General features: G+C 45.0%; 12 protein-coding genes. 10 read left to right on the top strand and 2 right to left on the bottom strand.

Annotation, left to right across the window (positions count from 1 at the left end; all coding sequences use genetic code 11):
• Positions 1-5: 5 nt before the first annotated feature.
• Entirely contained in the window at positions 6-893 is an 888-nt protein-coding gene (locus tag ACXHJ1_RS23585) for a LysR family transcriptional regulator (RefSeq protein ID WP_457905319.1), read from the bottom strand.
• A 206-nt stretch (positions 894-1,099) separates the two neighbouring features.
• Here ACXHJ1_RS23585 and ACXHJ1_RS23580 point away from each other — a divergent pair, with 206 nt between their 5' ends.
• The 7 genes from ACXHJ1_RS23580 (at position 1,100) to ACXHJ1_RS23550 (ending at position 7,279) form a co-directional block, all read left to right on the top strand.
• Entirely contained in the window at positions 1,100-2,023 is a 924-nt protein-coding gene (locus ACXHJ1_RS23580; RefSeq protein ID WP_457905318.1) for a phosphate ABC transporter substrate-binding protein PstS family protein, read from the top strand.
• Positions 2,024-2,128: 105 nt separating this feature from the next.
• Positions 2,129-3,061 (top strand): phosphate ABC transporter permease subunit PstC, encoded by a 933-nt coding sequence (pstC, locus tag ACXHJ1_RS23575; protein ID WP_013370343.1) that lies wholly within the window; start codon positions 2,129-2,131, stop codon positions 3,059-3,061.
• The gene (pstA, locus tag ACXHJ1_RS23570) at positions 3,061-3,957 is read left to right on the top strand and encodes a phosphate ABC transporter permease PstA (RefSeq protein ID WP_016819623.1); all 897 of its coding nucleotides are present in this window, start codon (positions 3,061-3,063) and stop codon (positions 3,955-3,957) included. Before pstC ends, pstA begins: the two co-directional genes overlap by 1 nt.
• A 16-nt stretch (positions 3,958-3,973) precedes the next feature.
• Entirely contained in the window at positions 3,974-4,816 is an 843-nt protein-coding gene (gene pstB, locus ACXHJ1_RS23565) for a phosphate ABC transporter ATP-binding protein PstB (protein WP_457905317.1), read from the top strand.
• A gap of 206 nt (positions 4,817-5,022) precedes the next feature.
• Entirely contained in the window at positions 5,023-6,231 is a 1,209-nt protein-coding gene (pelA, locus tag ACXHJ1_RS23560; protein ID WP_016819625.1) for a pectate lyase, read from the top strand.
• Between the two features lie 135 nt (positions 6,232-6,366).
• Positions 6,367-6,894, top strand: coding sequence for an acyl-CoA thioesterase (locus tag ACXHJ1_RS23555; protein ID WP_457905316.1), 528 nt, complete (start codon positions 6,367-6,369; stop codon positions 6,892-6,894).
• Positions 6,881-7,279 carry an FxsA family protein gene (locus ACXHJ1_RS23550; protein ID WP_013370347.1) on the top strand — a complete coding sequence of 133 codons (399 nt, stop codon included), beginning with the start codon at positions 6,881-6,883 and terminating at the stop codon, positions 7,277-7,279. Before ACXHJ1_RS23555 ends, ACXHJ1_RS23550 begins: the two co-directional genes overlap by 14 nt.
• A 29-nt stretch (positions 7,280-7,308) precedes the next feature.
• Here ACXHJ1_RS23550 and ytvI read toward each other — a convergent pair whose 3' ends face one another.
• Positions 7,309-8,427 (bottom strand): sporulation integral membrane protein YtvI, encoded by a 1,119-nt coding sequence (gene ytvI, locus ACXHJ1_RS23545; protein WP_016819627.1) that lies wholly within the window; start codon positions 8,425-8,427, stop codon positions 7,309-7,311.
• Between the two features lie 344 nt (positions 8,428-8,771).
• On the opposite strand from ytvI, the gene citZ reads away from it, so the two are divergent.
• From citZ to mdh, 3 genes are all read left to right on the top strand, one after another.
• The gene (citZ, locus tag ACXHJ1_RS23540; protein ID WP_016819628.1) at positions 8,772-9,884 is read left to right on the top strand and encodes a citrate synthase; all 1,113 of its coding nucleotides are present in this window, start codon (positions 8,772-8,774) and stop codon (positions 9,882-9,884) included.
• A gap of 147 nt (positions 9,885-10,031) precedes the next feature.
• A complete protein-coding gene (gene icd / locus ACXHJ1_RS23535) occupies positions 10,032-11,327 on the top strand; it encodes an NADP-dependent isocitrate dehydrogenase (protein WP_457905315.1) in 1,296 nt (431 codons plus the stop codon).
• Positions 11,328-11,343: 16 nt separating this feature from the next.
• Complete coding sequence (mdh, locus tag ACXHJ1_RS23530) at positions 11,344-12,285, top strand: malate dehydrogenase (RefSeq protein ID WP_016819630.1); 942 nt, start codon at positions 11,344-11,346, stop codon at positions 12,283-12,285.
• Positions 12,286-12,607: the final 322 nt, after the last annotated feature.

The raw sequence follows: 12,607 nt of genomic DNA, 5'->3' as shown, positions 1-12,607 counted from the left end.
TTTTGTTAACTAGTTCTTATTCCTTCTCGTCGTATAAAATCAAGGAATGCCTGTTGCATCATGTTCCTATGTGTATCTTGTTGATACACGATCTTTATTTGATAATAGCTCTTTTTTTTGTCAGCTTCGGGAAAAGGAAGCCATTCCACCGAGGGGACAGTATGATCCTCGCTACGAACTCCGCAGGCAGGAAAGAAGGCAAGCGCGTCACCGCCACTTACCACTTGCTTTACTGCTTCCCAAGAGTTGATTTCCAGATGGGATTTAATTAGCGAAGAATAGGAATCTACAACGGATGCCCCGCTATATTTTACCCATATGTGCTTATCCAGCGTATCGAGCCCATTGATGTCCAGTGACTTGGATGTCTCAGCCGATGCTGAGCGGATAATCCCCACCTGATCTGAAGCCACTGGTTCTGCCACCGTATTTTCCAGAAGAGATTCTCCATCGTCGAGAAAAGCAAAATCAATATCCCCCTCTTTCAGTAGCTGCTTGATTACATCCGGAGATTGAATCTCTAACTGAATACGCCATTCTGGATATTGTTGTGCAAATTCAGCCATGATAGTTGGGAGAAGATACATGCCTGAAATCGACTCTGCGCCCAGATGTAAGAGGTTCTGAGATTCTTCTGTCTGTTCATCTACAGCTTGTCGGGCCTCTTGCTCAAGAGAGAGAATTTGCTTTGCGTAAGGCAACATTTTTTTACCAGCCTCGGTTAGCATAATTCTACCTTGTTGGAGAGAGAACAGAGTCGCACCCATTTCCTTTTCCAGACTTTTCATATGAAAGCTGACGGTGGGCTGTTTGATTTGTAAAGTTTCGGCCACCTCCGTCGCTTTATGGTATTTATCGATCAGCACTAAGATGCGCAATTTTAAAATATTCATAGAATCGAACAACTCTCCTTACTTAATATTTATGCCTGAATTTAAACTATAGATTAATTATATACCGAAAAATAATTTATCTATCAATATTTTATATTTGTTTTACAAAACCTAGTCGTTCGTCTAACATTCCGGGCCTACAATGTAAAAGTGTTGATGGTCATAAATAAAAAACCGTCACTTAACTAAGGGGAGGACAATAAAAAATGTTGAAAAAATGGCCGTTCATTCTGATGACTCTCACCATGATATTTGCACTTGCAGCTTGCGGATCCGGTAACAATGCTGCACCACAAGGAGACGCTGCTGCAGGAACAGACAATAAAGCAGCTGCTGAACTGACAGGTAACATTCTGGCTGTTGGCTCCACTGCACTTCAACCATTGGTAGAGCAAGCGGGACAAAAATTTATGGCTGTCGATAAATATAAAGGCATTGCGGTTCAAGTGCAGGGTGGCGGTAGCGGTACTGGCTTGACCCAAGTTTCCGGTGGACAAGCGGATATCGGTAACTCTGACGTATTTGCAAAGGAAAAACTGGAGAGCGGCGCAGAAGAGCTGGTCGATCACCAAGTAGCTGTTGTAGCTATGTCAGCGGTAGCGAATCCTAAAGTAGGCGTAACAGACCTGAAAAAAGATCAACTGGTACAAATCTTCACAGGTAAAATTACGAACTGGAAAGAAGTTGGTGGTGCAGATCAAAAAATCGTGATCGTGAACCGTCCAAGTAGCTCCGGTACTCGTGCAACCTTTGAAAAATACGCGCTGGGACAAAAAACAGAAGATCTGCCAGGCTCCATTCAGGAAGATTCCTCTGGTACTGTGAAAAAGCTGATTGCTGAAACACCTGGTGCGATTGGTTACCTGGCTCTGTCCTACATCGACAACACAGTTACTGCTTTGAAGTATGACGGTGTGGAAGCTAACGTTGAAAATGTAGAACAAGGTAAATATCCAGTGTGGGCATATGAGCATATGTACACTAAAGGTGAGCCAAAAGAACATGTAAAAGCATTTCTGGACTATATTCTGTCTGATGAAATCCAAAAAGCAGACGTTGTAGACCTGGGATACATCCCGGTATCAGGTATGCAAGTGAAACGTGATGCTGACGGTAATATCACGAAATAAGGAGAGCGATCTCCTGTTCGGATGAACGCAGCTAACGCGAGTATATTCACGAAGAAGAGGCGGACTAACGTCCGGCCTCTATTCTTCGCTTAAAGGAGTTACAGTATGGAACCAATTGAAGGGAAGGCATACATGGAACAGAATAAACGATCCCGAGTTATGAAAGAAAGACATTACTGGGAAGAATGGACCGGCCGCATCTATACGTCGGTTTGTGTCGTTTTTTTAGTTGCAGTCATTGTCTCCATCGTATATTTTGTTGCCTCCAAAGGTGTAGCTACATTTGCGGTGAATGGAGTCAGTCTGCGAGAATTTTTCTTTGGAACCAAATGGAGCCCGGATGGCGAGCCCAAGTCCTTCGGCGCGCTTCCGTTCATTACGGGTTCTTTTGCCGTAACCATACTAGCGGCCTTAATTGCCAGTCCGCTTAGCTTGTGCGCAGCTTTGTTTATGACGGAAATCGTGCCGAAATCGGGTAAACGTATCCTTCAGCCTGCCATTGAATTGTTATCCGGCATTCCGTCGGTTGTCTATGGCTTTGTCGGCTTGACCGTAATCGTCCCATTGCTGCGAAACGTGTTCGGGGGACAAGGCATCGGTATTCTCGCAGGTTGCCTTGTGTTGTCGGTTATGATTTTACCGACGATTACGAGTATTATGGCGGATGCGTTGTCTTCCCTGCCGGGGGGACTGCGAGAATCCTCTTATGCATTGGGGGCTACCCGCTGGCAGACAATTGCCCGTGTTATTATCCCGACGCTGCTGCCTGCTCTTTTAACAGGAATTATTCTCGGGATGGCTCGTGCCTTCGGAGAAGCGTTGGCTGTACAGATGGTCATCGGGAATGCTCCGCACATACCGCATTCCTTGCTGGAATCCGCTTCGACCTTGACCAGCGTCATTACTCTTAGCATGGGCAACACAGCGATGGGCTCCGTTCATAACAATGCACTCTGGAGTATGGCGCTTGTCCTTCTGCTCATGACATTTATTTTCGTGCTGCTGGTAAGGCTGCTTGAAAGGAGAAACCGGGTTTGATGAAAGCTAAAACGACCGACAAGATCGCTACATTTGTAATCTGTTTCTTCGCCTTGTTCATTGTTGCACTTTTGGTGGGATTGCTGGGCTTCATTTTGGCTCGTGGAGTCAGTCATATTTCTTTTGACTTTCTAACCAGTGCTCCGCAAACTTTACGTGCAGGTGGCGGCATTGGTCCGCAACTGTTTAATTCTGTATTTTTGCTAATCTTAACTTTGATTATCACCATTCCAATTGGCTGGGGCGCCGGCATTTACATGGCGCAATATGCAAAGCCGGGAAAAATTACGGACTTCATACGACTTGTCGTCGAAGTATTGTCCTCGTTCCCGTCGATCGTCATTGGATTGTTTGGACTATTACTCATCGTCAATACATTTAATTTTGGCTTTTCCCTCTTGTCAGGGGCGCTGGCTCTAGCCGTATTCAATCTGCCGCTGATGGTTCGCACAACTGAGCAGGCTTTCCGTGCTGTACCGAAGGAGCAAAAGGAAGCCGGACTTGCGCTCGGATTGTCCAAGTGGAAAATCATTACCTCCATTTTGTTGCCAGCAGCGCTGCCAAGCTTGATTACGGGTACCATCTTGGCCGCAGGCCGTATTTTTGGGGAAGCCGCCGCATTGCTGTTTACAGCAGGGATGAGTACACCGCCGCTTGATTTTACCGATTGGAATCCATTGCATGCCAGATCGCCCATTAATCCGATGCGACCTGCCGAAACATTGGCTGTTCATATTTGGAAGGTCAACAGTGAAGGCATTGCTCCTGACTCCAAAGATATCGCCGCAGGCGCTTCTGCGGTATTGGTGCTGCTCGTTCTGGTCTTCAACTTGAGTGCAAGATGGTTCGGAAGAGTCGTTTACCGTCGGTTGACAGCTGCCAAACGAATGGATTAGAAAGGGGATGGAGACAATGGAACATGTGATTACACGAACGGCAAAAACCGCCACACCAGCAACATCCGTTCAGTCTACGCGTTCAGAACAACTTGCGGGGCAAGCGCCACATCCGTTCAGTACTGAGGATTTGAGTATTTATTACGGAAGCTTTGAGGCCGTGAAAAAAGTAAACTTAGCTTTTCCAGAGCAGACCGTGACCGCCCTGATTGGGCCTTCCGGCTGTGGTAAATCGACTTTTTTGCGTTCCCTTAACCGAATGAATGATGAGATTGCGTCTTCATCGACAACGGGACATATTTGGATGGACGGACAGGATTTAACGGCACCTGAGACGGACGTGATCAAGCTGCGTCAGCAAATAGGCATGGTGTGGCAACGGCCTAACCCTTTTTACAAATCGATTTATAATAACATTGCGTTCGGTCCTAAATACCGGGGAGTGCGCAAAAAGAAGCAGCTCGATGAAATCGTCGAAAGCAGCCTGCGTAAGGCGGCATTATGGGATGAGGTCAAGGATCGTCTTCACGATTCGGCTCTTGCTCTGTCTGGCGGGCAACAGCAGCGGCTTTGTATTGCACGTGCACTTTCCGTTCAACCGAAAATTCTGTTGCTTGACGAGCCAGCTTCCGCGCTGGACCCTGTGTCTACAGGCAAGGTGGAAGAGCTTATTAGCGAATTGAAAAAAGAACTGCGCATCGTTATTGTGACGCACAATATGCAGCAGGCTGCACGAATTTCCGATTATACTGCCTATTTTTATGTTGGAAGTTTGGTGGAACATGGGAAAACAAACGATATATTCACCAATCCTGAAAACGAGTTGACTCAAGAGTATATCATGGGTCGCTTTGGATAAGCCGTCCAGATTGACGACTTGTTATAGATATAAAACATGATAAACATCTTACTAATCTAGTATTGGTAAGATGTTTTTTTATTAGTTTAGTAAACTCTTATATTTGTATATAATAAAATATATTGATTATTTGGTTATATTTTCATATAATACATGTGTTTAATAGTTCTTGAAATACCACAATCCAATTAAAGGAGAGGTTTGCAATGAAGTTTAACGTTAAAAAATCTGTCAAATGGATTGCTTTTTCTGGAATGGCTATTACCCTAACAACTGGACTTGTTAGCCCTTCATGGGCAGCAGCTGAGCAGAATGTGACTGATGCAGGTGCGAGTGTTACCCAAGCTGTATACAATGATGCAAACGTTTACAAAAATGCTGTTGTTCCACTGGCTAGTGTGAATGTGAGTAGTTTGCTGGACAAGTATCGTGATTTTAGTAAATTTTCTACAGGAAATACATCCAAGGACACTACGCTTGCTTTGAATATTGTATCGTGGCAATTGCCGCATGGTGGATTCTTCAAAGCGATGGAAAAGAATTATAAATCCAAATGGGATGGCAAGGCAGCACGTTCTACATGGAAGAGCAAGGATGGTGTTGAACTCGGAACGTTTGATAACGAGGCCACGACAACCGAGATCCGCTTTTTAGCGGATGTATACAAAAAAACTAAAAACAAAGACATTAAAAACAGTGTACAAAAAGCAGTTGATTTCGTACTAACCTCTCAATATTCCTCTGGCGCTTGGCCGCAGGTATACCCTAAACGTGGTAATTATTCTGATGCCGCAACCTACAACGATGATGCTATGGTTAGAGTGATGGTACTGGCAGATGACATTGTAAACAAAAGACAGCCGTTTGATAGCGATATTCTTGACAATACATATCGCTCCAGACTTCAGCAGGCTCTGAATAAAGGCGTACAGTATACACTAAAAGCTCAAATTGTAAACAATGGCACACCAACGATCTGGGGAGCACAGCATGATCCGATTACTTATGAATCTGTGCCTGCGCGAGCATTCGAGCTTGCTTCCAAAACAACGACGGAATCGGTAGGCATTACCGCATTCTTAATGTCTCAACCGCAGACGACTGAGGTGAAAAAAGCAGCTCAGAGTGCCTTGAAATGGTTTGACACGAATCGGATCGACGGTATGAAATACAATCGTCAAGGTCCGGAGTTTTTCCAAAAGGATGCATCAAGCGTGATGTGGTATCGTTTCTACAACGTGGAGGACAATAAGTATTTCTTCTCAGACCGAGATGGCAAAAAGTATACGGACATCATGAAAATTAGTGAAGAAAGACGACTTGGTTACGCCTGGGCGGGAAGTCAGGCGAAGAGCTTATTGAAACTGGCTTCGGAAAGTGGATATTATAAACTGTCCAAGCCGTTGCCACAATAATAAAGCCATTGTTGTAAATGCTTTGAGAGGGAGAGCCGTATGGTTCGGCCCTCTTTTTGTTCCCAGGCGGTAAATATGGTTTAATGGAGAGAGGGCAAAATAGAGATAAAGATGCACAAAGATAGGAGAGCTTGTATGACTCAAGAGGAGAAACAAACGCAACTACGATGGTATGGCGCACCTCTACGTGTCCGTTATCAGGAAAGCGACCAGATGGGGGTCGTGTATCATGCGAATTATTTAAACTGGTTTGAGATCGGGCGTACGGAAATGATTCGGCAGGCAGGCTTTAACTACCGGAGCATGGAGGATCGAGGAGTTTTGCTGCCAGTTATTGAAATCAATGCGAAATATGCGAGCCCTGCTCGATATGATGATTTAGTTACTATCTATACCGCTATTACGGACTTCTCCAGACTACGTCTGAACTATACTTATGAGGTTCGACGGGTAACGGATGAGGAGCACCAAAACAATGTGGGAAAGGTATGGACAGAGGCTGACACGCTGCCGGGAGAACTGCTGGTCACAGGATCGACACGACATGTGTGGTTGAATACCGACTGGAAGCCCGTTCGGCTCGATCAGGCACTGCCTGAGTTGTACACTGCGTTAAGGTTTGCTTTTACAGGCGGGAGGGACAGAAGTCATGATGATGCGTAAACGTCTGTGGCTGTTGCTGCTGCTTATTCCTTTGGCGGAGCTGTACGGGTTTATATGGGTAAGTCACTGGATTGGAGCGGGGAAAACTATTCTGCTCATTATTCTGACGACCCTGATTGGCGCTGCCATGATGCAATTTGAAGGTCGAAAGGTGATTGCCGATGCCAAAAATGAAATGAACCGGGGCCAAATGCCTGGCCGTAAAATGCTGGATGGATTATGTGTGTTTTTCGGCGGGAGCTTGCTGCTTATCCCTGGATTTATAACGGATATTATTGGTTTTACGTTGGTGTTTCCTTTAACACGAGTATTGTACCGACGTTTTTTATTAAAGTGGCTGGAGAAAAAAATGAAAAACGGCAGTATTACGTTTCGGCGGTTTTGACTGAGCTGCCGTTGTCCCCTCTCTATAACCTAGCGGACTCTTCCAGCAAGAATGTAGTTGCGCAAGTCCTGAATGACATTTGCACGATTCAGTGCATCAAGAACGATGAGTGATACAGGTCCGATAATGAGTCCTAAAACGCCAAACAGCTTGAGCCCGATGAACATACCGATGAGGGTGGGAAGCGGGTTCAATCCCACGCTGCTGGCCAGCACCTTAGGCTCCACGATCTGCCGTCCAATCAACAGGATGGCATAGAGGATCGACAATCCAACCCCTAGTGCCAAATTCCCTGACATATACGCATACAGTGTCCACGGAATCATCACAATGCCAACCCCTAAATAAGGTAACAAATCCACCAGCCCGATCATCAAACCGATGGTAAAGGCCGATTCCACACGCAAGATGAACAGCCCAATGATAACCGTTAATGCCGTAATGGAAATGATAATAAACTGTGCACGCAAATAGCCGTACAATGCTTTACGCAGATCGTGCCAAATATCTGACAATGGTTTGCGGATCGTATCAGGAACCGTATTCGAAAGTATTCGACTATGTCGATCCCAATCCTTACTAATAAAAAAGGCCGCTAATACAATAACCATTAGCACAGCTCCCATATTAGGCAGAGAGGTTAGCAAATTTAAAACCCCATTAAAAAATTGACCGACTAGCGTAGTAACAGCAGAACTGACGGTTTGAGTCGTTTTATCAATATTGCTGTTAATGGTGTGTTGGTAATCGGGATTATCCCGAATAAAATGGTTGATTTCAATAATTATATTTTGGATTAAATCGCTTTGCGTCCAATCAATAAACAGGCTTTTAAAACGCTCGATATGCCCGTCAAAAGTCATGGCCAGCTTAATCATTTCTCGAACCATTCGGGTGATTGCAGCAGACAGGATGATTGCGATTCCGCCTAAATATACAAATAAGGAGACCGTGACAGCCGCCCAACGTGGCATACGAGCCTTGTTACGCAAAAAAACGACCAATGGGTTCATAGCATAGGCCACAAGCCAGGCGAATAGGAAAGGATAAACGAGAGGGAACAGCATATATATGCCCAGCAACAGAGCTACAATCACGATTACGACCCATAGAGCACGAAATATGCGATTCAAGATTAACCGACTCAAGCTCTCACGACTCCTTTCTTTTCGATGGCACTCCTTAAAGGAAGTGCTCTACTATACTTATGCGGGAGGAGGGTAAGACAAGACCTATGTAAAAAAGTGCAAATGAACGCATATATTTTGTAAGGGGTTTCAAAAATTTCTTTATAGATGCGATAAAACATTTGAATGTGTTGGAATAGCCCTCAATGTTCACATAAACGACAAAATCCAGTATAGTGAAAGAAGGTTTAAATATTGACATATGGCGTTAACATTACTCAGCTAAATAAAAGACATATCTTACTTTTGAAAATGTTTACATTGCAAGTCCGTTCACAATGTTTTTACAAAGGAGAGATGTAACGATGACAGCGACTAAAGGTCTGGAAGGGATCGTAGCGACCACTTCCTCCATAAGCTCTATCGTAGATGGCGTTCTCACGTACCGGGGTTATAACATTGATGATTTGGCTGTTAACGCCGATTTTGAAGAGGTAGCTTATTTGTTGTGGTTTGGAAAATTACCTGACCAAGAGCAATTGCAAGAGCTTCGCAGCCAGTTAAGCGAATATGCTGCTATTCCGGATGAAATTATTACTCAATTAAAGTTATACCCGAAAGAATTGAGTACGATGGCTGCCTTGAGGTCAGCTGTATCGTCTCTTGCTTTGTATGACCCAGAGGCGGATGATATGTCAAGAGAGTCCAATGTGACCAAAACCGTCAAGCTTCAGGCGCAATTGCCCACAATTGTGGCAGCCATAGCGCGTATACGCGAAGGCTTGGAACCAATTGCGCCTAAAAAAGGTGTTTCCATTGCTGAAAACTTTTTGTATCAGCTGACTGGCAAGGATCCGGAGGAGACGGCTATTAAGGCGTTCAATCAGGCCCTCGTGCTGCATGCCGATCATGAATTGAATGCTTCGACCTTTGCTGCGCGTGTAACGGTAGCCACTTTATCAGATATTTATTCCGGGATCACGTCTGCCATTGGGGCCTTAAAAGGACCGTTACATGGTGGGGCCAATGAGGCTGTTGCTAAAACACTGGAGGAGATTGGCGGATTGGATCAGGTGGACTCCTATATTCAGGCCAAACTGGATAACCGCGAAAAAATTATGGGCTTTGGGCATCGTGTCTATAAAAACGGTGATCCGCGTGCCAAGCATTTGCACAAAATGTCCCGCGAGCTGGGAGAAATGAACGGCGACACTACGTTGTTTGATATGTCAGTTCGAATTGAGAGTATTGTAACAGGGCAAAAAGGCTTGAAGCCGAATGTGGATTTTTATTCTGCCTCCGTATATACCCAGTTGGGTATCAAGAGGGACCTGTTTACTCCTATCTTTGCTGTAAGCCGTGTATCGGGGTGGACTGCACACATTTTGGAGCAGTATGAAAATAACCGCTTGATTCGTCCGCGTGCGGAATACACAGGTCCGATGGATCAAAAATATGTGTCCCCAGAGTTGCGCTAACCTTTGGAGGAAGATTGAGGTTGTATACCCTGAATTTAAAAAATAAGGTACAATAGAAGGGTCGGCGAGAGATATACGTTTTTGTCTGTGATAAAGATCATGTCTTTCGTCCTGTACCCATTCATATCTGAGGAGGAAAAGGAACTTATGGCGAAATTTGAAAAGTTTGAGCTCCCAACTGAAGGCGAAAAAATTACAATTGATAACGGTCAACTGCAGGTTCCAAATCATCCGGTAATTCCGTTTATCGAGGGTGACGGCACAGGTCGCGACATCTGGAAAGCTTCCAAGCGCGTACTGGACGCGGCTGTAGAAAAAGCATATAACGGCACGAAAAAGATTGCCTGGTATGAAGTATTCGCTGGTGAGAAAGCTTTCAATACATACGGCGAGTGGCTCCCTAACGATACTTTGGAAGCCATCCGTGAGTATATTGTAGCCATTAAAGGTCCACTTACGACACCTATTGGCGGTGGTATCCGTTCATTGAATGTGGCATTGCGCCAAGAACTGGACTTATACGTATGCCTGCGTCCTGTTCGCTACTTTAACGGTGTCCCATCTCCAGTAAAACGTCCTGAGTTGGTAGACATGGTCATTTTCCGTGAGAATACAGAAGATATTTACGCAGGGATCGAATATGCCGAAGGGTCTGAAGACGTGAAAAAGGTAATTCAGTTCCTTCAGCATGAGCTGGGCGTGAATAAAATCCGTTTCCCTGAAACCTCAGGAATTGGGATTAAGCCAGTTTCCTCCGAGGGTTCAAAGCGTCTGGTACGGGCAGCTATTCAGTATGCCGTTGACCATGGGCGCAAGAGTGTAACGCTCGTACACAAAGGTAACATTATGAAATTTACCGAAGGTGCCTTCAAAAACTGGGGTTATGAAGTAGCTGAGCAAGAGTTTGCAGATAAAGTATTTACTTGGGCTCAGTATGATGTCATCAAGGAAAAAGAAGGTGAGGATGCGGCAAATGCAGCTCAAAAAGCAGCTGAAGATGCAGGCAAAATCATTATTAAGGATGCGATTGCTGATATTGCACTTCAACAAGTGCTGACTCGTCCTTCTGAATTTGATGTCATTGCTACGCTGAACCTGAACGGGGACTATCTGTCCGATGCTTTGGCTGCTCAAGTTGGTGGAATTGGGATCGCGCCAGGTGCAAACATTAACTATGTAACCGGGCATGCTATCTTTGAAGCTACGCATGGTACAGCTCCAAAATATGCAGACAAAGACGTAGTGAATCCTGGTTCCGTAATTCTGTCCGGCGTTATGCTGCTTGAACATTTGGGCTGGAAAGAAGCAGCTGACCTGATTTACAAGGGGCTGGAGACGTCCATTAATAAAAAGATTGTAACTTATGACTTTGCCCGTCTGATGGACGGTGCTACACAGGTGAAATGCTCCGAGTTCGCGGACACTATTATTAGTAACCTGTAAGGAAGGGGAATACTACTTGACCATTCAACGCAAAAAAATATCCATTGTTGGCGCCGGTTTTACCGGTGCCACTACCGCATTGCTGCTGGCTCAGAAGGAGTTAGGTGATATCGTACTCATTGATATTCCGCAACTAGAGAATCCGACTAAAGGCAAAGCGCTTGATATTTTGGAAGCTGGTCCAGTGCAGGGATTTGACACCCAGATCATGGGCACTTCTAATTATGAGGATGCAGCCAACTCGGATATCGTCATTATTACAGCCGGGATCGCGCGCAAGCCGGGGATGAGCCGTGATGATTTGGTCAACACGAACGCAGGAATTATAAAATCCGTATGTGAGAATGTGAAGAAGTACGCGCCCAATGCTATCGTCATTATTCTGAGTAATCCGGTCGATGCTATGACCTATACGGCGTACCAAACGCTTGGCTTCCCGAAAAATCGGGTTATTGGCCAATCAGGTGTGTTGGATACGGCTCGGTATTGTACCTTTATTGCACAGGAACTGAATGTTTCGGTTGAAGACGTGCGCGGTTTCGTTATGGGAGGGCATGGTGATGATATGGTGCCGCTCGTACGCTATTCCAGCGTAGGAGGTATACCTATCGATAACCTGATTTCTCAGGAACGTATCGAAGCGATTGTACAACGTACACGAGTGGGTGGCGGAGAAATCGTTAACCTATTGGGTAATGGCAGCGCATATTATGCTCCGGCAGCTTCGCTTGCGCAAATGACAGAAGCGATTGTAAAAGATAAAAAGCGGATTATACCAGTCATTGCTTACCTGGAAGGAGAGTATGGCTATCAGGACCTGTTCCTCGGTGTACCTACACTTCTTGGCGGTAACGGCATCGAAAAAGTGTTCGAGTTGGAATTGACAGCTGCAGAAAAAGCAGCGCTCGATCAATCTGCCGAAGCGGTTCGTAATGTGACTAAAATAGTCAACGTATAAATACGATTTGCTACTAAAACGGTATACTTTTTTACTTAAAGAGGTGTCCACAAGTCATAGTTATGGCTGTCGGCCACCTCTTTTATTTTTAAATAGTCTATTGTTTTCTTCCTTTTCTTTTAATATTGAAAGTTTCAGTTAGGATTTGCTGGCACCAGCGGAGCGAACGGAATGATTGCGGACAAGCATCCACCCGAGTTGAAACTTTCCCCCTCATACTCCTTTGCTTTGACCCACTTCCCCGGTATAATAGAGTTCATATGCATTAATAGTTACATAGAAAAGCATGTCCCAAAACATTGCAAAGATGCTAGTCATTCGT

This window comes from Paenibacillus sp. ALE2 (assembly GCF_054113385.1).
The sequence above is the reverse complement of the archived record's forward strand: the minus strand, read 5'-3'. Positions and strand labels throughout refer to the sequence as shown.